Source organism: Anabaena sp. PCC 7938 (genome assembly GCF_049315035.1).
GTDB lineage: Bacteria > Cyanobacteriota > Cyanobacteriia > Cyanobacteriales > Nostocaceae > Anabaena > Anabaena cylindrica.
Map to the genome: position 1 here is coordinate 2,917,504 of NZ_CP186034.1, position 26,574 is coordinate 2,944,077.

Consider the following 26,574-nt stretch of genomic DNA (forward strand, 5'->3'; position numbering starts at 1 on the left):
ATAAATCCTCCTCATCTCCCCCAAATTACTTGGGACTAACTTTATCAATTACTTTGATTTTGCCATCATCACCCACTGTCCAAACATCGTAGACTCCAACGACATCGCCATTAGCATCAACATCTACGTTGCCACTAGCTCCTTGATAGTTAATTTTTTTACCTTCTTTTAGTAACTTCAGACCTTCACAGACATCCGTTACTTCTGTACCGTCTCCCGCAGCTACTTCCCGGATTTTGCCAGCAATACCAACACCTGTGTTTTCTTTAGCCGCTTGTGCTGCCAATGTTAACAAAGCCGCAGCATCCCAAGCTTGGGGTGCGTACTCTCCTGGGGAACCGCCTTTTTTCTCTTGCCAAAGTTTTTTGAAAGCTGCTAATGCTTTACCATCAGAACCAGGGACTGTACCAATCGCACCGGATAAAAGGTATTTTCCATCAGGACTTTTACCTACTTGCTCAGGAAAACTATCTGACTTTACTCCATCTGTCAGCATAATTTGTACTCCTTTGGCTAAACCTTGTTGATAGGCAGCTTTGAGGAATAAACTTCCTGTCTCGGCGTACATCACAGCTAGTACTGCATCTGGTTTACCCGCAAAAGTAGCACCTGCTTCAGTATCAAATGTTTGGGCTTTGGGGTCGTAGCGGACAGGTTTATCTTTATTAACTACGGTTCCACCTAGTTTTTCAAAGGTTTGGACAAATGCTTTTTCAAAACCTACGCCGTAATCGTTGTTAATAACGACAGTAGAAACTCTTTTAAACCCTTTTTTCTTTGCAAGTTGGGCTAAAGCCAGTGCTTGGTAGGTATCTGGGGGAGCAGTCCGCGCCCAATATCCTTTAAAGTCACCTTTTTGGGCTTTTTCTGTAAATACGGGGCTGGTGCTACCAGGAGAAACCAGCATAACTTTATTAGGAGTGGCAACGGAAATAGCCGCAGTAGAGACGCTACTAGCAAAGGAACCAACTACACCAGCTGCTTTATCTACAGTTGCTAATTTAGTCATACCAGCAGCACCGGCTTTGGGGTCGGTTTGGTCGTCTACTTCTACTAAGGTGACTTTTTCGCCATTGACTCCACCGCAAGCGTTGACTGTATCAACAAGCAAGGGAACGGAACCAACCATTTGCTGTCCTATGGAAGCTAAGTCACCAGTTGTTGGTAACAAGCTGCCAATTTTCAATCCTTTGCTGCTGCCAGATGTGCTGGTTGAGTTGACTGCTGGGGTCGCGCTAGTCTCGTTGGGGGTTGGGTTAGTTGTGGTGGTATTTTCACAAGCAGCCATAAAAAAGCCGCTGGCTATAGTAACTAAGCTTAAGGTCAGGGCAACACTAATTTTAGACATATATCACTTTTAATGTTATTCATGTTCGGCAATTCGTCACCCACCCCATTACTCATCTGATTAAAATCAAATATTGTTCAGAGGTAGCACTCTTTTCGTCCCCAAAATTCATCTTACCCCTCGCCTGTGGGTGAGTTATAAGCTTGTTTTGGATCAAGCTAAATAATAACACCCCTCTGAAGGAGTATAATTGCCTAAAAGATATTAATATTTGTAAACTTACAAATAACTTGGTGAGTGTTACTTAAAAACGGAGAGGGAGGGATTCGAACCCTCGGATGGACCTTACGATTCCATCAACAGATTAGCAATCTGCCGCTTTCGACCACTCAGCCACCTCTCCTGGTCATGGATACTAATAGTAGCAGATGTTTTGAGTTAAGTCAATATCTTTTTTTGGCATTAGGCAAAAACATATTTGCTGGTTTTCCCGACTAGTAGTCTGTCAAGAACTAATTGACGGGTGAATAATTCTTCTTTCTTCCTTATTCCTTTGCTACGCAACGCGAACGCGCTCTTTGCGTCCTTTGCGGTTCGTTTCTTCTTTATCAGTCAAAATGTATTTAACAGACTACTAGTAATTAATCATTGTACGGACGGAGTTGCCGCCCGTATCAACTGTTAAAGTACTTGCGATCGCATCCAAGCCGCTGGTAAAGTGCGGAATTTTTGCCATTGGGGGACGTAGGCACGCTGACTGAAAACTTCATAATCATTGCGCTCAATCACATCTAGAATTTGCCCATACAGCATAGACGCTGCCCAAACTGGCCAACGGGCATCGGGTGCTAGGTAAGAAATTCCCCTATCTGCCTGAATATAAAATTCACGGGCGCGAGCAATTTCAAAGCGCATGAGGGAACGCCAACGGTCATCTACGACACCTTTAAAAAAATCTTCTTCGGTGTAGTTGAATTTGGCCAAGTCTTCTAGGGGGATGTAAATTCGCCCCCGTTTTGCGTCTTCACCGACATCCCGAAGAATATTAGTGAGTTGATTGGCAATTCCTAGAGCGATCGCTTCTGCTGTGGGCAGATACGGCTGTTGGTTTTGATTCCACGGTGCTGTATAGACACTTTGATCTATACCCATAATTGCCGTTGACATTAAGCCGACAGTACCAGCAACCCGATAGCAATAGAGGTATAAATCCTCAAACGTTTCATAACGACTACGATATAAATCCATGCGCTGACCAGCAATCATATCCCGGAAAGGTTGAATGTCTATGGCAAAGCGTTGGAGAGTATCCACTAAAGCGACATCGTAGTTATCCAAGGGGCAGCCCGCAAAAATCGAGTCCAGCTGCTTTTCCCATAGTTCTAGGGTTTCTGGGGTGGTAAGAGCAGATGCGGGCCCATCTACTAATTCATCTGTACGGCGACACCAAGCGTATATTGCCCAAACAGATTGACGCTTTGCCGGACTCATCAACAATGTACCCAGATAAAATGTCTTGGCATACTTGGCAGTGAGTTCCTGACAAAGTTTATAAGAATCGTCTACAGAGACCAGCGTTTTCATGCGCGGGGGGGAATCAGGCAGTTGCAGCATTCGTTGCAGGCGGTCGAGTTAGCGTTTGCAGGTTTGAAGTATTTGCCTCTGGCAGCGATTCGCAAATCGCCTGCGCTGTTAGCTTACCAGAAAGTACGGCACCTTCCATACTGCCTAAATAGCGTTGCATGGTATAACTCCCACTCAGAAAGAAATTAGCAATGGGGGTTATTTGGGGCGGACGGTACTGTTGACGACCAGGGGTCGCTTTGTAAACTGAACGCGGCGTTTTTACCACATGATATTTCAGCAATTTTGCCGGATTGTCTCCTTTGAGGTCGTCGGGAAAGAGTTTTTCCAATTCGACCATGGTAGCAGAGACAATTTCCTCTTCGGTTTTGCTAATCCAGTCTTTGGCAGGTGCGAGAACTAATTCCAGCATTGAGCGGTCAGGGTTAGCGTATTCACGACAAGTGTTGCTCATATCAGCATAAACGCTGAGGAGGGGCGATCGTGAAAATAACAGGTGATCAATATCTGTTAATTTCCGATCAAACCATAAATGAAGGTTAATTACTGGCACGCCTTCCAAACCTTCTAGCTTCTGGAAAAACTCCATTTGCTGCCAAGGTTCTGGCAACATGACTTTCAATGGGTCAACCGACATGGCTGATACGTAAAAGTCTGCTGTAATAACTTCATCCGGTTCTCCATTTAACCCGCGTAGCAAGAACCCTTTTACTGTACCATCCGGGTTGAGCAAAATCTCTTTTAAGGGCGCATTGAGCCGGACTTCTCCACCGCGTTCGGTGATGTGATCAACGATGGGTTGACACAGCCGTTCTGTGGGAGAACCATCCAAAAACGCTATTTTGGAGCCATATCGCTCTTGCAAAAAGCGATTTAGGGCAGTTAATAAAATTGTTGCCGAGACTTCATCGGGATTGATAAAGGTCAGTGCCTTACAAGCAGCAATGAAAACGTCACTTGTGACCCGCTCATCAACTCCTTGCCTTTTCAACCACTCTAAGAAGCTGTACTTATCCATCTCCTCAACATAGTTTTGTCCCCTCACTACGGCTGGAAGCAGTCCAATGGCGAAACGAATTTTCTGCTCCCATGTCAACATATCGTTATTGCGAAGAATTGCCGCAATGACGTTAAAAGGAGATGGAATATCGGGAACATCAAAACGTGAAAGTGTTCCAGGTTGATCGGGTTGATTAAAAATCAGTGTATGTTCTTTCCACTGAAGTCGGTCTTCAATACCCAACTCCTTGAACAATTGCAGCATATTGGGGTATGCCCCAAAGAAGGCGTGTAATCCGGTTTCGTACCAGTCGCCATCAGAGTCTTTCCACGCTGCCACAAGGCCACCCAATACGTCTCGGCGTTCCAAGACAATGGGTGTATGTCCTAAATCTGTGAGATATTTGGCGCAGGAAAGTCCTGCTAAACCAGCACCCGCGATAGCTACGCTGCACTTCGTGTTCGCTACTCGCATTTAAACCTACTGCTTTTCAATATTTCTTAACTGTTTTCTCGTTCTCATTATATGTTGCAATCCGTTACATTTGGCATCACTTCCTGAAAAGGCTGAGGAATTAAAGACCAAAAGATAGAGTAGAGAGGATTTAATTTTCTTATGGTCAGCCGATTATGCACACATCTCAGCAGTTGCACAGCTTTGGTAATCACCTGATTCTCGGTATTTCTGGTACAACCCTCAGCGATGATGATAAACGGGCGCTCAATGAGTTAAAACCAGTGGGAGTGATTTTTTTCGCTAAAAATTTTCTTGATGGTGTACCTTATCCGGTTTGGTTAGAAAGCTTCCGGCAGTTGATTGACCAAGTTCGCCAATACACTGAACGTGACTTGATGTTTACTACGCTAGACCATGAAGGCGGACGGGTTGTACGGACACCTTCACCTATTACTCGTTTTCCTCATGCTTATTTATTGCGATCTTCTTCGACGCTACGTAGTCGTTCCCACGCCTACGAGGTAGCAAAAGCTACGGCTGTAGAACTTAAATCACTGGGAATTAATCTTTCTTGGTCTCCTGTTGCAGATATTTTCTCCAATCCTCACAACCCGATTATTGGATCTCGTGCTTTTGGGACTACTGCCGAAACTGCTAGTCAAGGTGCGCGGGAATATTACCGAGGACTGCGGGAAGAGGGCATTTTAGGTGCTGCTAAACACTTTCCTGGACATGGAGACACTAGTACAGATTCTCATCTAGAGCTACCAATATTAAATTTAAGTTTAGAAGATTTAAAAAATCGGGAACTGATACCTTTTCAAATATTGATTCAGGAACAAGTTCCCTTAATTATGACAGCCCATATTTTGTTTCCTCAGATAGATGCTGATGTGCCTGCAACATTGTCCAAGACTATCTTAAATAATATTTTGCGGGATGAACTCGGTTTTCAAGGTGTGATTGTTTCTGATGATTTAGATATGAAAGCAGTTTCAGAAATTTTTATGCAGTCGGGAACAATAGTACGTGCATTTAATGCGGGTTGTGATTTGTTTATAGTTTCTCGAAATATTAATTCCTCATCTCTAGCCAGAACATATAAAATAGCGGAGGATTTTACTAATTCGTTGCGTGATGGTAGCTTAGATGCACAAGTAGTAGAAATTTCCCGGCAGCGAGTTGATAATTTATTGAAATTAACTCCACAATATCCAGTTTATCAGCTTAATCAAGAGACTTTAGTAAAGAATGCTGAATTAGCAATTGCTTGCTCTTTTTAGTATTGAAAATCAGCATAAATAGGTGCTATTCTTGATATAAATAAAGCTGATTTTTTTTAAATAAATCAGCTTTATGGGTTATGTTAGTACTTGTATTAACTGAATTAGATTAACAGCTATATTCAGTATCAGTGGTTGAATATTGACGAAAAAAGTCAGACCTTTAAATGATTAACTCGCATCCCTCTAGTTAGTCTTTCCAGGCTAGGTATTGAGCTAACAACGCTTCCTTCTCAGTTATTTCATTTGTTCCTGGGGGAGCGAGATAAGAAAATCCCAATGCTTGGAGATATTTACTTTGATTAGACTTACTTTTTTCACCTTGACTTTCTCCATTTCCACCTTGATCGCCTTGTTCTTGGGTACTTTGACCACCTTTAATATTAGCAGATGCTTCTGCACTAAGGTCAGTCAATAATTCTTGATTTTCGATTTTTTGGGAATATAACATCAATTTTTCTCCTAAATACACCTCGGACACGACGTTAGTTGAGAACGAATTTGTAATTGCTCAACTAATCGCTTGTTTTTATAGTAGAGTTCATTATTTTTGATTACCTCCGAATACTCAGGATTGACTTAGGTAGTAATTAAGATGTTGTTTATCTGTTTCGAGTTATTGACAATAAAATCCTAATTCCCTGACATACCTAACGCAAATATCTAGTTTAGAGCAAACTCATATGAGCATATTTATCAATAAGCTAGTTAATTACAAATCAGTTGACAAATATAATGTAAAACTTTAAAACTCCTGTGTAGTAATGCTTTGCCTATTTAAACTCGCTCAAGCTATTTGTTTTGAATTTAAGTAATAATAGCGACGAGAAAGTTATTAAATTAACAATTAGCTGTAAAAGATATATCTTTCGTAATAGAATTAAGCGTTGGTAGACAAAAATAGATTTGACAAGGATTTTCAATATCTATAGTATTGTTTTTAAGATTTTTCTGAGCCTAAAGTATTACTTTCTAGGTGGTATTTACTGTGTTACGGCAGGAGTCAGGAGTAAAACTGGCTTTGTATATAGGGTTCAATTTAGATTTTGTACCTCCTAACTACGCAACCTGCTGTATAATGAAAATGAATGTACTATTATAATTATTTAGTTACTGAACAATAAGACACGAAAGATGTTTGAACGTTATGAACAGCAAGAGAATATCATATTTCATGGTGATGCTGGCAGCATTTTATCAAATCATATTCCTTCAGAATCAGTAGATTTAATTTTTGTCGATCCTCCCTATAACATAGGTAAGAAATTTGGTGATTTCCATGATAAATGGGAGTCTGAAGAAGAATATGTAAATTGGTCGTACAAATGGTTGGATGATTGTATTCGGATTCTCAAACCAAATGGCACAATTTATGTAATGACAAGTACACAAGCAATGCCTTATTTTGATCTTTACTTGAGAAAAAAAATAACTATTCTCAGTCGCATAATATGGCATTATGATAGTTCTGGAGTTCAAGCCACAAAATACTTTGGTTCAATGTATGAACCCATTCTTTATTGTGTTAAAGATAAAAATAACTATATTTTTAATTCAGATGACATCAAAATAGAAGCTAAAACAGGCGCACAACGTAAATTAATTGATTACAGAAAATCAGTTCCAACTCCGTATAAAACTGAAAAAGTCCCTGGGAATGCTTGGTATTTTCCTCGTGTGAGATATCGTATGGAGGAATACGAAAATCATCCTTCACAAAAACCAGAATCATTGTTAGAAAGAATAATTTTAGCAAGTAGTCATGAAGGAGGTGTAATACTTGATCCTTTTGCTGGAACTTTTACAACTGCTTCTGTTGCTAAACGCTTAGGCAGAAAATCTATAAGTATTGAACTACAAGAAGAATATCTAAAAATTGGTTTAAGGCGGGTTTTAGGAATGCAAGAATATAAAGGAGAAAAACTTTTACAACCACAAAAAAAACATAATATCAAAAACAAAAATGGTAAAAAACTAGATTTGACTTTAGAGTTTGTACAGGGGAGTATTTTTGATGCAAATCCTACAGCATAATTTTACAGAAACAATAATTACTATTATTAATAAATATTTTCCTGGATATGGAGATATTATTTTAAGCAATAGTCAATTATTACAGTACATCAATATTAAAACCAAGGCTGCAAATCGTGGTTCAAAATCAAGAGGAAGCTTTGCTAATCATTATGTTATATATGTGTTAGTTGAGGATTATTTACAGAATAAATTTCATATTAAAAATGGCTACGAAGATTACGAAGGCGCACAATATACGGCACTTTTAATTAGACAAAGAGAACTACCTTTTGGGAATAAACTTCAAAATCATGCTCTAAATCATCGTTTGAATGAAGAATTTAAAAGACATTTTCGCACATCACCTTATTTACCAATAATAAGAAATTCGGCAACCAATAGATATTGGATTAATGAAAACCTGCTAAACATCAAAATTGATAATCAAGTAATCAATATTGCCGAATCTATTAGAGATATCATTGATGCTTATATTAAAGCAAGAATGAACTCATTTAATGAATTTATAATTTATTGTCAACAACTGATTGAAATTCAAGAACAATCACCTGAAACAGCGATTGAATTTATTAGAGGTTTATTAAAACCAAATATATTTATTAAAACCAAATATAGATGCAAGAATCTTTGAAATTGTTAGTTATGCAATTCTCAAACAGTATTATGCTGAACAGAAAATATATTGGGGTTGGTCACAGGATGAATTAAATATTGATAATTTGATTTTGTATAAAACTGGACGCACAAATGCAAACGATGGTGGTATAGATTTTGTCATGAAGCCCCTGGGTCGGTTTTTTCAAGTAACAGAAACTATAGATGCAGGAAAATATTTTCTAGATATTGATAAGGTACAAAAATATCCAGTTACTTTTGTTATTAAAACTGAGCAAGAAATTGAATATTTATTTAATAAAATTGAGGAACAAGCAAGAACAAAATATAAAATCAAGGCTATTATTAAAAAATATATGGAATGTATAGAAGAAGTGATAAATATTCCAGAACTAATACTTCGTTTTAATAAAGTATTAGAAGTTCAAAGAGGTATTCAAGTAATTGAAGAAATAGTTTTACAAAGTCGATTTGAGTTCAATATAGAAGAGGAAGCAGTTGAGAATGAAATCTAAAAATACTTCAAATTCCATGACTTTTGCCAATTACCCAATTGCGCCGGAAAAATCTTGATAATGCAGATTCTTCCAATGATAAATAAATCGGTCTACCATGTGGACAGGTGCGAGGATTGCGTGTGCGTTGCCAATCATTTAGTAATGTTTGCATTTCTGGTAAACTCATGAGTGTGCCGTTACGAATAGCACTACGACAAGCAACTGCAACTTGGGCTGTTTGTAAATCACCTCCCCAACTTAGTTCTAAAAGTGCTTCGGCGCTGTCTTCACGTTGTTGTAACATTGCGGGAATGTTGCGAACTGCCCAAATTTGTTCTCCAAATGGTTCAATATCTAAATTGATACGTTGTAATTGGGAAACTTGTGCGGGGGATAATTGATAAAGAATTATTGGGGTTTCTACGGCTACGATTTGCCAATTTTCACATAGTTGTTCATATAAAACTCGTTCATGGGCAATGTGTTGTTCGACTAACCACATTCCGCCTGAATGTTCGGCGACAATATAAGTATTGCTAACTTGGGCAACTGCTTTTAAATAGTGCTGATTATTGTCTTGATTTTGATTTTTGGATTGAAAATTGTAATCGCCTTTTGTTTCGGCAACTTTGAGTAATTTACTAACTCGTGTGGTGTGAATAGATTCTTTGATATTAGCTTCAGAAATATGTAGGGCTTGATTGATTGCTTGGGTAATTTGTTCTTGCCAGTAACTGAGTTCGTTGAGGTAAATTTCTGATTTAGCGGGGTTGCGGTTCCAGTTGATTTGGTCAGGAGAGATAGCCAGATGCAAAAAACAAACGGGATAGCGATCGCGCGGTAATGTTTTGTGAAATGCTGAAAGTATGGTTTGCTCTAGTTCTGGTGACTTAATCAGTCTGCCATTAATCGCTACTTTTACCCAATCAGGACGATGACGATGACACCTATCTGGTAAACCGATTACTAATGTAGAGGCAGGTGAATTTTGACTGGGAAGAGGAAAATGGATTTCTTCTAAATCACCTTGTCGCACTTGGGGGAGAATTTGCGGTATTAATTTTCCTACGCTTGCAGCAGGACACAGAGTAAACCATTCCCGGTCATTTTGCCAGACTTGGTAAGTGACATGAGGATGACAGAGGGCGATTTGTTGAATTACACTCTGTACGGCTTTCATTTGCTGTGCTGGGTTGGGTAAACCTTGACGACGGGGAAGGCAGTTAGCAAATAAATTATCAACTGTTACTACAGTACCAGGTGCGATCGCAGTTACTTCTACTTTAACAACTTCCCCTCCATTCCCATAACTCACCTTCCAGCCTTCTGTTCCCCCCACAGGACGACTGAGAATTTCCAAATCTGCCAGAGTTGTTAAGCTATGTAACGCTTCACCACGAAACCCTAAACTAGTAATTTTCCACAAATCTGCCGGAGAAGATATCTTACTGGTACTGTGGGCTGTTGCTGCTTGTTGCAAATCATCCAGGTTCATGCCCCAACCATTATCTGCTACACGCACTCGCCACTGCTGCGGCCATAGAGAAACCACAATCCTTGTTGCACCAGCATCTAAGGAATTTTCCACCAACTCCCGCACCACAGATGTAAAAGAGTCAATTACCTCTCCAGCCGTGATTAAATATACAACTTCTGTTGGTAAGGCTTGAATAATAGATGCCATAAACTCTAGTTTAGCCCCGCAGTCAATCATTCCATAGATTAAAAGAATTTTGTTAATATCTCAAAAGAAATTTTGATTAATTGTAAAGAAAACCAATTATCAGCAATATATTTGATAGATTGCTGATGAGGTGATAAGCGGAACCAGCTTATGAGTATTTTAGTTGCTGATGTTCATGATTTAAAGTCGCGTCTAGAATGGGGTCAACCTGGATTGACAATTATAGATGTGCGCGATCGTAATACCTACAATCACGGCCATATCACTGGGGCAATATCAATACCTCTAGATGACTTGGCATCTCGTGCTAAATCTGCGCTACATACACAACGTCAAATCTATGTTTATGGCGAACATGACGCTCATGCAGCCCATGCAGCCGAAACATTACGAACCGCTGGCTTTACTGATGTATCTGAACTCCAAGGTGGTCTGACAGCTTGGATAACAGTTGGCGGCGCAACAGAAGGAGTGTAATTTACACTTAACAACCATAGCAATAGACATCCGGTGAAAATTAAATATGCGTCTTCCAGAACCCTTGTCAAAAAATTCTATGGGTAGGGATTCTCATATCTACATTATTTTCCACCAGATGTCTAATGAGGGCTTGCGTGACGACGTAGTATTCATACGCCATGCTGCTCTATCAGGAAGAGTTGGAAGCAGTTCCTTCTGAACTCTTAACGGGCAAGTCTTAACAGAAAAAACTCATGTTTAAAAACATGAGATTGAAATAATGACACTGTTTTTTTGACTGAAATTTAAACTCAAAACTAAAGTTTCTTATCTATTCCCTATTCCCTTTTTTATAAGAAATAGTATCGAGCATACACCTAAAAACTATTGACATACTGATTCGAGTCAACCAAATTAGCAACCGCAGAAACTAACTCATCTAAATTAACTGGTTTGGAAAGGTGTTTCTGAAAACCAGCCTTCAATGTATATTCTTTATCTTCGGCTGAAGCCCAACCTGTCATAGCAATAGCTGGAAACCACCTTCCTTGTAATGCCTCTAAATTTCTAACTTTAGGTAGTAAGGAACAGCCATCCTCATCTGGTAGAGAGATGTCGCTAATTAAGATATCAGGTTTAAATTTAGATATTATTTCTATAGCCTCACTGGCGGAAGCAACAGATATAATCTCTGCACCCTCCAATTCAAATAATAAAGTTAGTATTTGTCTGGTATCACTATCATCATCGACAATCAGTAATCGTAGGTTATCAAGATGGATAGATTGGCTGTGCATGAATTCACCTGTATTTATTTTTAACAACTTGATTTGTAAAAATAGAGAGATAAAAAAGTATTTACTCCTTTATCTTATACAAGCTAAATATTAGCTGTCTGTCCGGTTTCGTACATAAGCTCAGATAATATTCAATCACAATAATGTTGAGGTGAATTGCTTAGTAACCTTGCATATTCATTTTTAATTACTTGATAACATTCACAGGAACTTGCCTCTAAAGCTTCTCGATTGAGAATCTTAATATGACCGCGACGATAATTAATCAATCCTGCTTTACTGAGGGCATGGGCTGCCACTGTCACCCCAGAACGACGTACACCCAACATCTGAGAGATAAATTCTTGAGTTAGAGGAAATTCATCTGAATTTAGACGATCAGCAACTGTCAATAACCACCGAGAAAGTCTCTCTTCTAAAGTATGTAGTCGGTTACAAGCCGCACATTGTGCAACTTCAAGGTAGACAGTTTTTACATAGTGCAATAGTAGTTTTTGAATCGCTCCTCCACGATCAAATTCAGTTTTGGTAGTGGTAAATATGTAGTGAAATCTTATATTTTCTAACTCAAATTATTCATTTGTAGCCGTTGCAATTTGAATTACATTTAACCAACTAATTGAAACTCCTCTAAAGTATAAAGTTTCTAAATATATGATTTAGCGAGAACGTGTTAAGTGTTATATGTAGTATAGTATCAGTGTTTTTAAATTCAACTATTTCAGTATTGATGTCAATCTCCAGACCTACTTGCCCCAATTGTGGTTCTCAACACATTGTCAAAAATGGGAAGATTCATAATCAAAAACCAAAATACCAGTGTCAAAACTGCAAAAAGACAGTTTATAGAAAATCCCACTAATAAAGTTATTAGCAAAGATACTATAGAACTGATTGATAGACTTTTACTTGAGAAAATACCTCTCGCAGGTATTGCTCGTGCTGCTCGTGTTTCAGAGACTTGGTTGCAAAAATATGTGAATAATAAATATGCCCAGATTCCGACTCAGGTAAATGTTTCAGCCAAACCAAGAGGTAAATTGACTATTGAGTGTGATGAGGCTTGGTCATTTGTAGGTCATAAGGGTAATAAGCAATGGATTTGGTTAGCTTTGGATAAAAAAACTAGAGAAATAGTTGGAGTTTACATAGGCGACCGCAGTGAAGATGGCGCTAGGGGATTATGGAATTCTCTACCACCAGTTTATCGTCAATGTGCTGTTTGCTATACAGATTTTTGGGCAGCTTACGCACAAGTTATTCCTAGCAAACGTCATCAGGCAGTAGGGAAAGAAAGTGGCAAGACTAACCATATTGAACGCTTTAATAATACAATGCGTCAAAGAATTTCTCGTTTGGTTAGAAAGACTTTATCCTTCTCTAAAAAGTTAGATAATCATATTGGTGCTATCTGGTATTTTATTCATCATTATAATTCTTGTTGTAGCGCCTAATTTTATTATCACTACATATTTACCACTACCTCAGTTTTAACTATATTTGCATCTATTCGTAATCCATTACCTGGAACCTGCACAATTGCATTGAGATGTGTGATGTTATCTCCCAAAATTACGGGTATACCTACCATTCCTTCACTACTTACGAAACCTACTTCTACTGATGAGCCATTTTCCATTGTACAGATTAAAGAAATAATTGCTGTATCAGGAAAATAGATGTATTTAATTGGTTCTTCTGCTGCGTAAATATTTTGTCCAGATGAAAGCGTAACAAGTGCTAAATATGGAGCAAGAGGCTCAAAATCAGAGGAAGACAAAGAAGCAAGCAATTTATTCTTTGACTTTAGGGAATTATGATTTGATAACATGATAATCCTCCTTATTTTAGCTGTCTTTAGAAAAGGCAACCCAAGGCATAAAGAGAGACAATCCGCATTTAGCCCTAATGTCAAAAGATGTATTCTCTAAAGTGATCTTTTTGACGGAAATCTACACCAATATATTACCTATCTTTATTATAGATAATCTAGTTAACAAATTAGTAATTTAACTAAATATAGCTTTAATATTCAAAACTTCTATTTATCTCCAGTCGGTCTATTATAGATTTATTTTAATCAAGAATTATATCTTTTTAAATTTCCAATTTATGTTTTTGCCACCAGGGATAGATCTTCTTATTTTGACGAGTTAATCAGAATAAGAATATATAAATTCCAACATTTATAACTAAGTCACTTATAAAGGATAAAACAGGCAAAAACAGTAGATATGCCCAAATAAAAATCCCCTATATTCAAGAAGAGGATAATCAAAAGTTGTAATATTGAAATAGCGTCTTACATTGCCAACATCTTATCTGCTTCAGGTTTCAACAACCCATTTAATAAAGATGCAGGACGTTGAGTATAAGGCCAAGCAAATGCATGACGAAAGGCTGCATCTTGACAAGCTTGTAATTGAGCAAAATTGATAATGTCGTAAGTCAAGAGATTTTCATACTCAAACGGTAGTCGCATATTGTGCAAACCAGCGTTATCCGTACATATGGCAATATCTACACCTGCTTCAAAACAACGGTCAAAAACTAACTTCAGTTGCCGGATATCCTGTAAAGTTCCGGTTTTTAGGTAAGTGGTGGGACAAACTTCTAAACATTGTCCCCGTTGAGCTACATCTTTAAGCAATTCTGGATATAGTAGGGGAATTTGAATACCGTGACCAATTCGCATTAAATAGGGTAAAAGTACTGGATAGCAACCATCTGTAGTTTCATAAAGATGTCCTGTGGTCTTGATATCCAGAGAATGGGCGTAATTATATAAACTAATCCATTCTTCCATGCGTTCAGCATAATAGCGATCGCCCCCCGCGACATCTATCGCACAGACATATTCTCGATTTTGCGCTGCTAAATCCACAATTGCCTTATTCACTTCATAAGGTAAACGGGAGTGCATACAAAGAATTTGGCTAGTCACAATGGGATATTCAGGTAAATGACTAGATTTGCCCACAATATCCACAATTTCTGTCATTTTATCAATTCTTGCCCCTTGATCTAAATGTTCAGGTGTCCGCAAGTAGGGAGTATAACGCAGTTCTAAATAAGCCAAGTTTTCAAAGATATAAGCACCGCGCAGCAAGCGATAGATAAAGTAAGGTAAAGTCTCTACAGTTTGCACACTTTCTACTAAGGTGTGTAATTCGAGATATTCATCTAAAGTGTTGCGGGGACGGGTGTAAAATTCTTCAAATTCTGGATATTCAGCAAAACGGGAAATTAAATCTTTAGCATGGCGCTCAAAGTACCGCCACAACACGCGGGGAACGACTGAACCCCCCAAGTGTCTATGTAACTCAGCGTATAAGGCCATAATGGTAATTTTTATCTAAAAATTTCATTAATTGTAACAAAAATTATAAATAAAAAAATTTATGTTTGAAGTAGAAGCAACTATGTTTAACTGATAAATTAAGAATTAGAGGAATAGCGATCGCGCCCCTGTTGTTTAGAATTGTATAAAGCTTTGTCTGCTAAGGCAATTAATGTATCCGGCTTCACTTCCATACTGGGTATGAGTGAAGCAACTCCTAAACTGACTGTCACAATATCCCTGATCTCAGACTTGACATGAGGAATAGCCAGATCATGAATTATTTGCTGAATTCTAGCTGCTACTTTTATCCCTTCCTCTAAATCCGTCTTCGGTAGAAGTATCGTAAATTCCTCTCCACCATAACGAGCTACCAAGTCTGAAGGACGACTAATATCAAGATGACAAATTAATTGATACACTGATTGGGCAATTTGGAACAAGCAATCATCACCGACAAGATGCCCATAATAGTCATTGTAGTATTTGAAATAATCAATATCGAAAATAATCAGGGAAAGTGGCTGCTTGCATCGTGCTAGTTCTTCCCATTCATGTAACAACCGCTCATTGAAACAACGACGGTTAGCCACCTGAGTTAAAGCATCCAAATTTGCCAAAATTTCCAGTCTTTGATTTGCCTGTTGAAGAGCAAGTTCAATTTCTTTTCGCGTAGTGATATCACGAATAGTAATAGCAAAACCATCACCTAATTTTACAGCCACAAAGTGAAACCAGGAAGACTCACCTGATGGATAGTAAAAATCTCTTTCTAGAGGCCCTGCCGTTTCTACAATTTCCACAAATTGATCAAAAAGTTCTGGCTCAATATTGTTGAGAAATTTCCTTAATACCAGTTTACCAATTAAATCTTCTCGACTACGTTCAAAGACTCTAGCAATAACAGGATTTACAACCAAACAACGAAAATCTTCAATATCTCCTGTAGCGGGATTCCGAACAGCTTGCATAGCGGCAATACCATCCAGAGAACTATTTAAAATACTAGCTAATAAAGCCCTGGAGTGATGAAGCACTTCTTCTGCTTCTCTGCGGTTATTAACTTCTTTTTGTAGCAAGCGTTGCTGACGTTGAATAATTAGTTGGTTTTCCAAGCGTGCAACTACTTCTTCAATTTGAAAAGGTTTTGTAATGTAATCTATACCACCGGAATTAAAAGCAATAACTTTATCAAATACATCATCTAAAGCACTAATAAAAATGACAGGAATATGTCGTAAATTTTCATCTGCCTTGAGGAATTGACATACTTGATAACCATCCATTTCTGGCATTTTGATATCTAATAAAATGACATCTGGTTGCTTTATTTTCACTGTCTTTAGTGCCATTCGCCCACTAGTGACGCTGCGAACGGTATAGCCGAGTTTCACTAGTAAATCGCTTAGTAATTGTAAGTTTTCTGGAATGTCATCTACTAGGAGAATGTTACCTTTATTTTCAGATTGAGAATCAAGATTCATTGGTTATCAAGGGTTCGGCTAAATCAACCAACTGTTCAAATTTAAATTTATCGGTGAGTTTTGTTAGTAATTGTGCTAACTGAACTTCTGTTCAGGACTTACGCAAAACAGGATGGAAGTAGGGGTAATTCATGAATTACCCTTACGCAAGAATCAGCTTTTGAGTTCAATCTTGCGTAAGTCCTACTGTTTTTAGAATTTTTCCTACAAGTCGCAAAACTAAGTTGGTATTGGCCTCAAGTGCAGTATCATATAGTTGGTCAGGACAAACGCATTTAAATTACGTAAGCCTTGCTCAGTAAGGGTTTCAGATTTTAGCAACAAAACCAAACAATGCCTAAAACCTTTATCCAGCAAGCATTCTAAAAATAAGACGCGTTTTCCCTGTATAGTTGATTGATCTATTTTCCAAGCATACAGGTTAAATTTTTCGATGTTAAGGGGTTTTCTATTAAGCTTATGGACTAGCAAATAAAGTTTCAGCAAAGATGTATATTACACCAAGATGTTTAGCAAGAGCGTCAAAAATTAATTATATTTTCAGCAAAAGGTTTAAGGAGAAGTCATCTTTGTAGCTATAAATCTATCCATCTTCGGTATTTGCATATCCATTAAGAACTAAAGTAGGAAAGAGAGCCAACTAGCCCCACTGCACCCACAATTGGCAACACAAAGGGGATAATCAAGACTAAGCGCCGTAGGAATTTGTCTAAATTTGTGAGATTTACCTACGTCGCTATTCATAATTGATTAAAGGTTCAACTAAATCAACTAATTTTTCAAATTCAAATATCCGGGCAAGTTTTGTTAAAGATTGAATTAAAAAAGTTTCTGTTTTTGGAACTTCTTTAGTTAATTCTATGACATGGTTAGTATTTGCTTCTAAAACAGCTTCATAGAATTTATTGATCCATTCTTGATTCATACATCTAAGATGATCAGATGTTAGAGAATTTTCTTCTATATGTTCTGAATTTTCAGAATTAGTTTCAGCCAATATATATTTAACACCCAAATGTTTAGCAAGTGCTTCAAAAATTGTATGTTCTGAAAAAGGTTTACGCAGAAAATCATCACAACCGGCAGATAGCACTATGGCTTTCTCTTCTTCTAAAACACTGGCCGTGAGGGCAATTACTGCTGTTGCATTGCCTTTGGTAGTGGATTTGATGTGTTTTGTGGCTTCATAACCATCCATAATTGGCATCCTCATATCCATCCAAATTAAATGAGGTTCCCATTCATCCCAAATTGCGATCGCTTCTTGTCCGTTACTAGCTTCTTTGATCTCAAATCCCAAAGGACTCAGAAGTTTAAACAACAATTGCCGATTAATAGCCTTATCATCAACTGTAAGAATTTTGTAAGTAGGCTGTCCTGGGGCAAGTTCTACCACCCGCTGCCGTCCTTCTGTACTATTATTGCTGATTGTTTCTTGACCCAATTTCGCTTGAATATAAAATTGGAAAGTTGTACCTTTTCCTAATTTACTGTCAACGGAAATATCCCCCCCCATCAGTTGTACAAATTTCCGACTGATTGCTAAACCTAAACCCGTTCCTTCTTGCATCTCTCGCCCTGCCCGTGCTTGAATAAATGCATCAATATAGTTTTGGCAGTTCTGTCCGTGCAATACCGACTCCGGTATCACGTAAGCGGAAATTGAGGGTAATGACATCCTCTGTGTCTTCATCCTTTTTATCAACACTCAAGACAATCGATCCATGAAGTGTGAATTTAATTGCATTAGTAAGTAAATTAATTAAAACCTGACGTAGTTTGACTTCATCGGTGCAGATATACTGAGGGACATTTTGAGTTCGCTCGAATATTAGTTCTAATCCAGCATCGCTGGCCCGCAGATGCAACATATCTTCTAAATCATCGAGTAAGCGATAAAAGTTAAAGTCGTGTAAATTTAGGGTTGCTTTACCAGCTTCGATTTTTGATAAATCGAGAATATGATTAATGAGAGTTAGTAAGTAGTCACCGCTCCGATAAATAATACCTGCATTTTCATATTGATCAGAGGGGAGATTATTAGCCCGTAACATCAATTGCGAAAACCCAATTACTGCATTGAGGGGTGTTCGCAATTCATGACTCATATTGGCTATAAATGCACTTTTTGCTTGATTAGCAGCTTCGGCTTTGGTAGCTAGTTCCTGTGCCTTAGCTTCACTTTCTTGTAGATCCCTAGTGCGTTCAAAAACTCGTTTTTCTAAATCGGAGTTAGCATTTTGTAAGCGAATTTCTGCACAGCGGTTTTCTGCAACAATTGCCAGCACAGCCATAATAGTCATAGAAATTACGCCAATGAATATTTGTAGTAACAACAGAGAATTACTCTGTACAGCTACTTTGTAAAAAACGCCCGTTTTATAGGCAGTAGTAATGGCAGCAATCATGGCGATGATTGTCACCAGGGAAGTGGTTATTTTCGCGCCAAAACGAAAGGCAGACCAAAGTAGTGGGGGTAAAAGGAGATATTCTACAGGTTGGCTTTTAACAAGGGCTAGATAGGCAACAACTGTCAAGCTGGTTATGGCAATTAATACCTCCCGATATTGACCAAGTTTGATTCTCACATCTTGTAATGAGCGCCCCCAAGTCAACACTAGGGGAGTAAAAACTAAAATTCCTACTACATCGCCAATCCACCAATTAGAGAAAACTTGCAACCAGTCGCTCCAAGCTTTGAAACCACCTAAACAAACTACGAATACACCGATCAGTGATTGCACAATTGACCCGGTAAAGAGGGTACAAACTGTGAAAATCACCACATGATTGACTTGTCTGAGGGGATAGGGTGTACCCGTCAAGTGCAGGATCAGTGTTACTGAGATCAGTGAGCCGATGGTTGTACCAATCGCTGACCAGGGAGACAGTAAGTTGAAATCAACATTGATATAGTTACTACATAATGCCCCTAGAAATATACCAGCAATTCTCATTTTGAAAACAAAAGAAGATAAAGTCCTCTTGTTTACATAAAGAAATTCTGTCTAATTATGATTTCTTTAAAAGATAATCATGATAATTAACTGGAGAGAAACAATTTTAAAAATCTGCTCATGAAAAAATAGATTTCAACTTATAAATATAGCTGAAATTACGATATGCTTTGTTAATTTTCTCAATTAATAATCTTTACTTCTTCTCAAGAAAATTAACATTTTTAACTAGAGTTTCCTTTTGTGAGAGGGACATATTCGGTCAGAATAAATAAGAAAAATTCTGACCAATTTTTAAACCAAATAAATTTTAATAAGGTACGAATATCATTAAAGAAAGCAGTCCGAGTTGCTAATAATTCACGAATTTTTTGATAGGTAGAATTGACTAAATCTAAAACGGTATGAAATAAAAAAGCTAGTAAATTTAAAGACAATAAGAACTCGCACAAATGATTTTGACCATGACCAAAATTATGCTCTAAATTATAACCGTGATTTTTTAGAACGTTATTACCTTCATTTTCAATTTTCCATCTACTACGGCCAGCTTTGACAATTTCTTCAACATTGTTTTCAGTGATTTTATGATTAGTGAGCCAATTATTTTTGTAGATAGTTTTCTGTGTTTTCTCATTAATAACAGTCACCTCACACCAGTTAGCTTCGAGACTTGAGTCTCCATCTCGTAAGGGAACTCTAGAAGCATAACGATAACGATAAATGAGATTTTTTCGCCCATCCCATTGTTTCTTTTCAACGGTTGTGACTTCTCCACTTCTTTCTAAAAATTCTAGCCATTCATATAAAGTTTTATGTGACGTTTCCAGGCAAACAAAAATAAAATTATAACCTTGTTTTAGTGCTAATTCACAAACAGGTTGACGAGAGTATAAGTCATCCCCTAAAAGGGTTACAGGATAACCATACTTATTTTGCCCGTTGTTGTTTAACCATCTTTTGACAGCCGCATTTTCGCAATCTTGTTTTTGATGTCCATCTTGTTTTTTAATAAATTCTGGTGATAAATTAATCACTTGTTTTTGATTAGGAGAAACCACCACAGGTGTCACACAGCCGTGAAAATAAGTTGTAGTTCCATTTCGATGATTACGACAGTTGCAATGCGGGCAATTAATTTTCTGGGATGAAAAATATTCTGTACCATCTAAAGCTACTAATATCTCTCCATCTAAGTAGAGAAACTTTTTCAAAACTCCATTTTTCTCTAACCAGTGATAGACTTTATCAAAAGCCATAAAGATAGTATTAGCTGGCACCGGGTCTAACAAATTTCTTATTTGATTATCACTCGGTATTGCCTCAATTGAAAACAAACTTTCTGCGTTATCTTTCCCCTTATTGCTTTTCATTAAACGCTGATGCTCTAAAAAAGATGGTGACTGAGTAAAAAATACCGAAAACGCAGCCATCACTGCATCTTCTACCTTATATTTAGTATTATTTCCGGGTTTCCTTTCATCAGGTAAATCATGTAATAATGAGTGTAAAAATTGCATTAATTCAGCAATTTCTAGGGTTGCTGCCTTTTGAGCCATTTTGGAGTAGTTTTGACTAGTTAATATCTTAAACTCACCGATTTTACCAAAACTTACAACAATTATAAAATTGTAAATTTTTATTTCGATTCAGTTATCTATTCTCAAAACAGAACTATTTCTCTGGCTTTCTCCCCTTCTTTTTCCGGCAATTTTTTCACATAAATTGGGTATTTATACTTGATTTATCGAACCAAGAGTTTTTTTACGATCTCCTCTCCTGGAAACAATAGTCCCTTTGTACTATATTTTGAATTTCAAAATGGGGATTAATACTCTATTTATTTCAAAATGAGAATTGCTGGAAATATACCTAACCAGCGCGATCGCCCCCAAATTAATAAAAACCCAACTGCTAATCCCGCAGCAGGCCACACGGGCGAACCGTACAGAGACATAGGTATCCTGTTAATTACCATCCAAGAACTTAGATGATAGGCAATTGCAATGACCAAAACCTGAGCCATCCAACGGGTACTTTTAATGTCAAGTCCCAGATAATTAAGAGTTTGGGATAACCTTACAGACATTTTGATAATTCGTAAATTTGGAAACAGTAGATAGACAGTAATTAATTTTTTCCATCTTCCCATCACCAAATACCAAATACCAAATACCTAATACCTAATTACCAATTTCTTGACAAAGGGCATCAAATTTGTTAACAATTATAGTTTGTGGAAACTTTACCATTTAATATAATCTCTTGGCTAACGTCATTGTCATAGGCGCTCAATGGGGCGATGAAGGAAAAGGTAAAATAACTGACTTACTCAGCCGCTCCGCAGATGTGGTGGTACGTTACCAAGGGGGAGTTAACGCTGGACATACAATAGTAGTCCAAGGTCAGACTTTTAAGCTGCATTTAATTCCCTCTGGTATTCTGTATCCAGATACTGAGTGTATTATCGGCTGTGGGACAGTCATAGATCCACAGGTGCTGATAAAGGAACTCGAACAACTAGAAAAACTCAATATTTCCACTGCTAATCTGCTGATATCTCAGACTGCTCACGTTACCATGCCTTACCATCGGTTGATTGACCAGGCATCGGAAGAGCGACGAGGAACTCATAAAATCGGCACTACTGGGAGAGGAATTGGTCCAACCTATGCTGATAAATCTGAGCGCACAGGTATCAGGGTTTTGGATTTGATGAACCCAGATGAACTCCGTGAGCAGTTGGAGTGGACGATCAATTATAAAAACGTCATTTTAGAAAAGCTGTATAATCTGCCACCTTTAGATCCTCAAGCTGTAATTGCGGATTACTTAGGGTATGCAGAACGCTTGCGTCCTTATGTTGTCGATACTTCGCTGAAAATATATGATGCGATTCTGCGACGACGCAATATTTTGTTTGAAGGCGCACAAGGTACACTGCTCGATTTAGATCATGGAACTTATCCTTATGTCACTTCCTCTAATCCTGTAGCGGGGGGAGCTTGCGTTGGTACAGGAGTAGGGCCAACAATGATAGATCGGGTAATTGGGGTGTCTAAAGCCTATACAACAAGAGTTGGTGAAGGGCCTTTTCCTACCGAACTGCACGGAGCAGTGGGAGAATTGTTATGCGATCGCGGTGCGGAATTCGGGACAACAACAGGCAGAAAGCGCCGCTGTGGTTGGTTTGATGCGGTCATTGGTCGCTATGCAGTCCGTATTAATGGGATGGATTGTATCGCTATTACCAAACTTGATGTTCTCGATGAATTAGAGGAAATTAACGTTTGTGTTGCCTATGATATAGATGGTGAACGGTGTGAACACTTCCCCACCAGCGCTCGTCAGTTTGCCCGTTGTCGTCCCATCTACAAAACCTTACCAGGATGGCAAGTGTCAACAACTGAGTGCCGTTCTTTGGAAGAATTGCCGAAGCAAGCACTAGACTATCTTAAATTCTTAGCAGAATTAATGGAAGTCCCCATTGCGATCGTCTCCTTAGGAGCCAGCCGCGATCAAACCATAATTGTAGAAGACCCTATCCACGGGCCAAAACGCGCTCTATTACAACCAGATGGAACACCAGTTTCTTTACCTTAGTACTGAGTACTGAGTACCGAGTCCTGAGTGCTGAGTTGACAACTAACCACTAACAACTAACAACTAACCACTAACAACTACTATGGCTATTACAGTCGAATCTAAAAAGCGTCCAGAAGGCAGCAAACCAAAGGCTTTGCGTCGTTCGGGCTTAATACCAGCTAATTTGTACGGTCACAACGGTATTGAATCAATTTCTCTAGTACTTGATGCTAAGGTCGTTGAACGCCTGCTCAAACAAGCTGCACCTAATAAAACCGAAATTGAACTCAGCATCCCAGAATTGGAGTGGAATGGTAAAACCGTGCTTCGTGAAGTTCAGATTCACCCAGCTAAGGGTACACCATACCATCTGAGTTTTTTTGCTGCTAAAAACTAAAGTCTAGGTATCAATTCTTTCTTTTATAGCACTGATTTTTTTTCATAATTGCTGATTAAACCAGGTTAACCCCTGGTTTTTTTGTTAAGCTATGAGCGTCAATATCTAAGTCCACCTGAGTTAGGAGTTCGGAGTTTCTCCTATGCCTACGGCACGGCTTCGCCGAACGGAGACGCTACGCGAACGGAGTTATGATTTTTAAGAGCGAGAGAATAAGGGTTTGAGACTCCTACTGGGGGCGAGTTTTCCACAAATTATCTTATGTCTAACTCAGGTAAGTCCAAAATTACCGCTGCTGATGCTTTTATGCATTTGGCCATGTTTGCTTGCGGTTGAAAATTAAACATCATGTTATGCAAAATGAAGATAGGTTGTATTATTTACAGTAAATTAAACAGCCTTATACCAATTTTGGATTGGAGATTTTGTCTGAACCTAGATTTTAACAGCCCTTAACCTTTACTGTTCCCAGAATCTCATCCAACGTAACTTGGTATAATTATTCGTCCCAATTCAAGATCCAACATCTAGCACTGATATCAACTTTATGACAGAAGCCACTCTGCCAGCTTTAATTCAGCAAATGTTACAACCAGGATTTTATCCCCATGGGGTGACAGAACCAATTCAATTGATTCAAACTCATGTTTCTTATGTGTTGCTAACTGGTGATTATGCCTACAAGCTCAAGAAACCAGTGAATTTTGGTTTTTTAGATTATTCGACCTTAGAAAAGCGATCGCATTTTTGTCAGGAAGAATTGCGGTTAAATCAACGGGGAGCAGGTGAATTATATTTAGAAGTTGTACCTATTGCTTTGGCAGATGAGCAATATCATCTTGGAGATGCAGGAGAAACTGTTGAATATGCGCTCAAAATGCGTCAGTTTCCCCAAGAATCTCTATTTAGTGAGCTTTTTGCTAAAGGTAAGTTAAATGAGATGCACTTGGAAGAATTGGGACGGGTAGTAGCCCAATACCATTCTCAAGCTCAAACGAATGATTACATTCGCAGTTTTGGAGAAATCTCACAAGTGCAGTTGTCTATTAATGAGAATTACACACAAACTCAAAATTATATTGGTGGCCCTCAAACTCAAGAACAGTTTGCACAAACAAAAGAATATACTGATAACTTTTTTGCCCAACGTCCAGAATTATTTACTAGCAGAATTGCCAATAACTACATACGTGAATGTCATGGTGATTTGCATCTGAGAAATATTGCGCTGTGGCATGACAAAATTATGCTGTTTGACTGCATTGAATTTAATGAGCCGTTTCGCTTCGTTGATGTCATGTATGATGTGGCGTTTACAGTCATGGATATAGAAGCACGAGGACGTAAAGATTTAGGTAATGCTTTCTTGAATGCTTATGCTGAACAAACTGGAGATTGGGAGGGTTTGCAAGTATTACCTTTGTATTTAAGCCGTCAAGCTTATGTGCGGGCTAAAGTGACATCTTTTTTATTAGATGATTCAAGTGTACCTGCAACTGTGAAAGAAGAAGCTGCAAATACAGCATCTGCATATTATCGGCAAGCGTGGGAATATACTAAACCTAGGCAAGGGAAAGTCATTTTGATGTCGGGGTTATCTGGTTCTGGTAAAAGTACAACAGCTAGATATTTAGCCCGTCAACTGGGAGCAGTTCATCTGCGTTCTGACGCTGTACGCAAACATTTGGCAGGAATTCCTTTGTTAGAACGTGGTGGTGATGAAATATATACACCAGAAATGACTGAGCAGACTTATGATAGGTTGTTGAAACTAGGGATTATATTGGCTAATCAAGGTTGGAGTGTGATTTTAGATGCCAAATACGACCGCCAGCATTTACGAGAAAATGCGATCGCACAAACCCAAAAACATCAATTACCTCTACAAATTATCCACTGCACAGCACCTCTAGAAGTATTACAAGAGCGTCTTGTTAACCGCACTGGTGATATAGCTGATGCAACTGCTGATTTATTGGTATCCCAACTTAACCAAGCTGAACCCTTTACAGACAAAGAACAACCCTATATTAAAATATTGGATACAACTCACTCTCAAGAGGCACAATTACAAGAAATAATTCGTAATGGGCTACGCCCCGCTGCGCTAACGTAATTCGTAATTAGGGATATAGATAAAAAGTGATTCTTGTCTGTATCTCGTTCCTAGTCTCTGACTAGGAATGCTATCATAGAGGCTCTGCCTCTACTCTCATTGATAGCGCAGCAAAGCCTTCTACAATTCATTCCCATGCAGAGTATAGGAACGATAAATTTTCAGTTTGGTGATATGTTTTACGCTAAATTGAATTTTAAACATGAGTTTTTTCTGTTAGAAACTTCCAAATAAAAAATATCCCAAAATTTCTTGTAGTGCAGGACGAAAAGCCTGCTAATAATACAAGGACAGGCAGGATGCCCATCCCACAAGATTGGATAGCGAAGCGCTGCTGCAAGCAGTTCATCTTTTTTGTGGAGTTCTCTTAAGAGTTGCCCGTTCCCTCTGAATGACTTCTTCTGTATCAATTACTTTGACAATTTAAGTTTTGAATTTTGAATTTTTGCGTTATGGCACCTAACAAAAATATCCTCAGTGAAATATTATCATCTTCGCCAAATTTCTTTTCTCAATTGGTATTCGGTTTCATTTTAACCATTATTGCCAATTTTACAGGGGCCTCTCTCATTCTGAGTTTGTTTATAGGGATTATGGGTGGCGTTACTTTAGGATGGTTCACAACAGTAAACGAAAATAATCCCCAGATACCAGATGTAGCTTCTAATGATGGCATAGATGCAGCCTTAAAATACTGGTTATTTTTTATGTTTAGCTGTTTATTTTTGGGTTATTCAGCACCAATCAGTATCTTATTTGGAGGAATTGCTGCTTTAGGTGGCGGTTGGATTATTGCTTGGTGGAGAAGTAAGGAAACAACTAGAACTCAGCTATTAGATGATATTTTAGAAGCAAAAGAAGAAGATATTGACCAACCCAGTCAGAGGACAATTAAAAGGAATAAAAGATTATCTACTCGTCGTTATCGTCGCACTAGTGGAAGTTTCAATTTTCGGTTTTGGCAAAGAAAGTAATTGAAGGCAGAGGGCAGGTAG

At 38.3% G+C, this 26,574-nt stretch carries 23 protein-coding genes, 1 tRNA gene and 1 pseudogene; 10 read left to right on the forward strand and 15 right to left on the reverse strand.

What is annotated here, in order from left to right; translation table 11 throughout:
- Positions 1 to 25: 25 nt before the first annotated feature.
- The 4 genes from ACOWPH_RS13360 to pds form a co-directional block, all read right to left on the reverse strand.
- The gene (locus ACOWPH_RS13360) at positions 26 to 1,348 is read right to left on the reverse strand and encodes an ABC transporter substrate-binding protein (RefSeq protein WP_015215869.1); all 1,323 of its coding nucleotides are present in this window, start codon (positions 1,346 to 1,348) and stop codon (positions 26 to 28) included.
- A 251-nt stretch (positions 1,349 to 1,599) separates the two neighbouring features.
- Positions 1,600 to 1,691 (reverse strand) — tRNA-Ser (locus ACOWPH_RS13365).
- Between the two features lie 278 nt (positions 1,692 to 1,969).
- A complete protein-coding gene (gene crtB / locus ACOWPH_RS13370) occupies positions 1,970 to 2,902 on the reverse strand; it encodes a 15-cis-phytoene synthase CrtB (protein ID WP_015215870.1) in 933 nt (310 codons plus the stop codon).
- Positions 2,886 to 4,346 (reverse strand): 15-cis-phytoene desaturase, encoded by a 1,461-nt coding sequence (gene pds, locus ACOWPH_RS13375; protein WP_015215871.1) that lies wholly within the window; start codon positions 4,344 to 4,346, stop codon positions 2,886 to 2,888. Before pds ends, crtB begins: the two co-directional genes overlap by 17 nt.
- Positions 4,347 to 4,501: 155 nt before the next feature.
- Between pds and nagZ the strand changes: the two genes are divergently transcribed.
- Positions 4,502 to 5,611 (forward strand): beta-N-acetylhexosaminidase, encoded by a 1,110-nt coding sequence (nagZ, locus tag ACOWPH_RS13380; RefSeq protein ID WP_015215872.1) that lies wholly within the window; start codon positions 4,502 to 4,504, stop codon positions 5,609 to 5,611.
- 190 nt (positions 5,612 to 5,801) lie between these two features.
- Here the strand turns inward: nagZ and ACOWPH_RS13385 are convergent, their stop codons facing one another.
- Positions 5,802 to 6,062 carry a hypothetical protein gene (locus ACOWPH_RS13385; protein WP_015215873.1) on the reverse strand — a complete coding sequence of 87 codons (261 nt, stop codon included), beginning with the start codon at positions 6,060 to 6,062 and terminating at the stop codon, positions 5,802 to 5,804.
- Between the two features lie 683 nt (positions 6,063 to 6,745).
- On the opposite strand from ACOWPH_RS13385, the gene yhdJ reads away from it, so the two are divergent.
- From yhdJ to ACOWPH_RS13400, 3 genes are all read left to right on the forward strand, one after another.
- The gene (gene yhdJ, locus ACOWPH_RS13390) at positions 6,746 to 7,645 is read left to right on the forward strand and encodes an adenine-specific DNA-methyltransferase (RefSeq protein WP_015215874.1); all 900 of its coding nucleotides are present in this window, start codon (positions 6,746 to 6,748) and stop codon (positions 7,643 to 7,645) included.
- Positions 7,626 to 8,279: a hypothetical protein gene (locus tag ACOWPH_RS13395; protein WP_242043050.1), complete on the forward strand. Its 654-nt coding sequence runs from the start codon at positions 7,626 to 7,628 to the stop codon at positions 8,277 to 8,279. The genes yhdJ and ACOWPH_RS13395 overlap by 20 nt, the downstream gene beginning before the upstream one ends.
- Positions 8,280 to 8,373: 94 nt before the next feature.
- On the forward strand, positions 8,374 to 8,778 hold the full coding sequence (locus tag ACOWPH_RS13400) for a hypothetical protein (protein ID WP_242043051.1): 405 nt from the start codon (positions 8,374 to 8,376) through the stop codon (positions 8,776 to 8,778).
- Between the two features lie 7 nt (positions 8,779 to 8,785).
- On the opposite strand, the gene mutL is transcribed toward ACOWPH_RS13400, so the two are convergent.
- Entirely contained in the window at positions 8,786 to 10,444 is a 1,659-nt protein-coding gene (mutL, locus tag ACOWPH_RS13405) for a DNA mismatch repair endonuclease MutL (protein ID WP_042466087.1), read from the reverse strand.
- Positions 10,445 to 10,594: 150 nt separating this feature from the next.
- On the opposite strand from mutL, the gene ACOWPH_RS13410 reads away from it, so the two are divergent.
- Entirely contained in the window at positions 10,595 to 10,921 is a 327-nt protein-coding gene (locus ACOWPH_RS13410; protein WP_015215876.1) for a rhodanese-like domain-containing protein, read from the forward strand.
- A 359-nt stretch (positions 10,922 to 11,280) separates the two neighbouring features.
- On the opposite strand, the gene ACOWPH_RS13415 is transcribed toward ACOWPH_RS13410, so the two are convergent.
- Both ACOWPH_RS13415 and ACOWPH_RS13420 read right to left on the reverse strand, forming a co-directional pair.
- Positions 11,281 to 11,700, reverse strand: a complete 420-nt coding sequence (locus ACOWPH_RS13415) for a response regulator (RefSeq protein ID WP_015215877.1) — start codon at positions 11,698 to 11,700, stop codon at positions 11,281 to 11,283.
- A 131-nt stretch (positions 11,701 to 11,831) separates the two neighbouring features.
- The gene (locus ACOWPH_RS13420) at positions 11,832 to 12,185 is read right to left on the reverse strand and encodes a Crp/Fnr family transcriptional regulator (protein WP_311381494.1); all 354 of its coding nucleotides are present in this window, start codon (positions 12,183 to 12,185) and stop codon (positions 11,832 to 11,834) included.
- Positions 12,186 to 12,430: 245 nt separating this feature from the next.
- Here ACOWPH_RS13420 and ACOWPH_RS13425 point away from each other — a divergent pair.
- Positions 12,431 to 13,154, forward strand: a protein-coding gene (locus ACOWPH_RS13425) for an IS1 family transposase (RefSeq protein ID WP_015213505.1) whose coding sequence is annotated in 2 segments (ribosomal slippage) — positions 12,431 to 12,532 and positions 12,534 to 13,154 — 723 coding nt in all. Because the reading frame shifts where the segments join, the coding sequence is not laid out codon by codon here.
- 11 nt (positions 13,155 to 13,165) lie between these two features.
- Here ACOWPH_RS13425 and ACOWPH_RS13430 read toward each other — a convergent pair.
- The 7 genes and pseudogenes from ACOWPH_RS13430 to ACOWPH_RS13460 all read right to left on the reverse strand — a co-directional run bounded on the left by ACOWPH_RS13430 (position 13,166) and on the right by ACOWPH_RS13460 (position 21,570).
- Positions 13,166 to 13,531 carry a Crp/Fnr family transcriptional regulator gene (locus ACOWPH_RS13430; protein WP_190645369.1) on the reverse strand — a complete coding sequence of 122 codons (366 nt, stop codon included), beginning with the start codon at positions 13,529 to 13,531 and terminating at the stop codon, positions 13,166 to 13,168.
- 471 nt (positions 13,532 to 14,002) lie between these two features.
- Positions 14,003 to 15,040: an adenosine deaminase gene (locus tag ACOWPH_RS13435; protein WP_015215878.1), complete on the reverse strand. Its 1,038-nt coding sequence runs from the start codon at positions 15,038 to 15,040 to the stop codon at positions 14,003 to 14,005.
- A gap of 98 nt (positions 15,041 to 15,138) precedes the next feature.
- Positions 15,139 to 16,524, reverse strand: coding sequence for a diguanylate cyclase domain-containing protein (locus ACOWPH_RS13440; protein WP_015215879.1), 1,386 nt, complete (start codon positions 16,522 to 16,524; stop codon positions 15,139 to 15,141).
- A gap of 736 nt (positions 16,525 to 17,260) precedes the next feature.
- On the reverse strand, positions 17,261 to 18,157 hold the full coding sequence (locus tag ACOWPH_RS13445; protein ID WP_422665732.1) for an ATP-binding response regulator: 897 nt from the start codon (positions 18,155 to 18,157) through the stop codon (positions 17,261 to 17,263).
- Entirely contained in the window at positions 18,126 to 19,481 is a 1,356-nt protein-coding gene (locus tag ACOWPH_RS13450; RefSeq protein WP_422665733.1) for an MASE1 domain-containing protein, read from the reverse strand. Before ACOWPH_RS13450 ends, ACOWPH_RS13445 begins: the two co-directional genes overlap by 32 nt.
- 310 nt (positions 19,482 to 19,791) lie before the next feature.
- A pseudogene (locus ACOWPH_RS13455) lies at positions 19,792 to 21,040 on the reverse strand (ISNCY family transposase).
- A gap of 281 nt (positions 21,041 to 21,321) precedes the next feature.
- Positions 21,322 to 21,570, reverse strand: a complete 249-nt coding sequence (locus ACOWPH_RS13460; protein ID WP_150111034.1) for a hypothetical protein — start codon at positions 21,568 to 21,570, stop codon at positions 21,322 to 21,324.
- A gap of 176 nt (positions 21,571 to 21,746) precedes the next feature.
- On the opposite strand from ACOWPH_RS13460, the gene ACOWPH_RS13465 reads away from it, so the two are divergent.
- The 4 genes from ACOWPH_RS13465 (at position 21,747) to ACOWPH_RS13480 (ending at position 26,553) form a co-directional block, all read left to right on the forward strand.
- Complete coding sequence (locus ACOWPH_RS13465) at positions 21,747 to 23,084, forward strand: adenylosuccinate synthase (RefSeq protein ID WP_015215882.1); 1,338 nt, start codon at positions 21,747 to 21,749, stop codon at positions 23,082 to 23,084.
- A gap of 82 nt (positions 23,085 to 23,166) precedes the next feature.
- Positions 23,167 to 23,463: a 50S ribosomal protein L25 gene (gene rplY, locus ACOWPH_RS13470; RefSeq protein ID WP_015215883.1), complete on the forward strand. Its 297-nt coding sequence runs from the start codon at positions 23,167 to 23,169 to the stop codon at positions 23,461 to 23,463.
- A 547-nt stretch (positions 23,464 to 24,010) separates the two neighbouring features.
- Positions 24,011 to 25,579: an AAA family ATPase gene (locus ACOWPH_RS13475; RefSeq protein WP_015215884.1), complete on the forward strand. Its 1,569-nt coding sequence runs from the start codon at positions 24,011 to 24,013 to the stop codon at positions 25,577 to 25,579.
- Between the two features lie 452 nt (positions 25,580 to 26,031).
- On the forward strand, positions 26,032 to 26,553 hold the full coding sequence (locus tag ACOWPH_RS13480) for a hypothetical protein (protein WP_015215885.1): 522 nt from the start codon (positions 26,032 to 26,034) through the stop codon (positions 26,551 to 26,553).
- Positions 26,554 to 26,574 lie beyond the last annotated feature (21 nt).

Bases quoted from the DNA above. Each gene is read 5' to 3' on its own strand.
- ACOWPH_RS13360 (WP_015215869.1), bottom strand. From the start codon at position 1,348: ATGTCTAAAATTAGTGTTGCCCTGACCTTAAGCTTAGTTACTATAGCC.
- crtB (WP_015215870.1), bottom strand. From the start codon at position 2,902: ATGCTGCAACTGCCTGATTCCCCCCCGCGCATGAAAACGCTGGTCTCT.
- pds (WP_015215871.1), bottom strand. From the start codon at position 4,346: ATGCGAGTAGCGAACACGAAGTGCAGCGTAGCTATCGCGGGTGCTGGT.
- nagZ (WP_015215872.1), top strand. From the start codon at position 4,502: ATGCACACATCTCAGCAGTTGCACAGCTTTGGTAATCACCTGATTCTC.
- ACOWPH_RS13385 (WP_015215873.1), bottom strand. From the start codon at position 6,062: ATGTTATATTCCCAAAAAATCGAAAATCAAGAATTATTGACTGACCTT.
- yhdJ (WP_015215874.1), top strand. From the start codon at position 6,746: ATGTTTGAACGTTATGAACAGCAAGAGAATATCATATTTCATGGTGAT.
- ACOWPH_RS13395 (WP_242043050.1), top strand. From the start codon at position 7,626: ATGCAAATCCTACAGCATAATTTTACAGAAACAATAATTACTATTATT.
- mutL (WP_042466087.1), bottom strand. From the start codon at position 10,444: ATGGCATCTATTATTCAAGCCTTACCAACAGAAGTTGTATATTTAATC.
- ACOWPH_RS13410 (WP_015215876.1), top strand. From the start codon at position 10,595: ATGAGTATTTTAGTTGCTGATGTTCATGATTTAAAGTCGCGTCTAGAA.
- ACOWPH_RS13415 (WP_015215877.1), bottom strand. From the start codon at position 11,700: ATGCACAGCCAATCTATCCATCTTGATAACCTACGATTACTGATTGTC.
- ACOWPH_RS13430 (WP_190645369.1), bottom strand. From the start codon at position 13,531: ATGTTATCAAATCATAATTCCCTAAAGTCAAAGAATAAATTGCTTGCT.
- ACOWPH_RS13435 (WP_015215878.1), bottom strand. From the start codon at position 15,040: ATGGCCTTATACGCTGAGTTACATAGACACTTGGGGGGTTCAGTCGTT.
- ACOWPH_RS13440 (WP_015215879.1), bottom strand. From the start codon at position 16,524: ATGAATCTTGATTCTCAATCTGAAAATAAAGGTAACATTCTCCTAGTA.
- ACOWPH_RS13450 (WP_422665733.1), bottom strand. From the start codon at position 19,481: ATGAGAATTGCTGGTATATTTCTAGGGGCATTATGTAGTAACTATATC.
- ACOWPH_RS13460 (WP_150111034.1), bottom strand. From the start codon at position 21,570: ATGTCTGTAAGGTTATCCCAAACTCTTAATTATCTGGGACTTGACATT.
- rplY (WP_015215883.1), top strand. From the start codon at position 23,167: ATGGCTATTACAGTCGAATCTAAAAAGCGTCCAGAAGGCAGCAAACCA.
- ACOWPH_RS13475 (WP_015215884.1), top strand. From the start codon at position 24,011: ATGACAGAAGCCACTCTGCCAGCTTTAATTCAGCAAATGTTACAACCA.
- ACOWPH_RS13480 (WP_015215885.1), top strand. From the start codon at position 26,032: ATGGCACCTAACAAAAATATCCTCAGTGAAATATTATCATCTTCGCCA.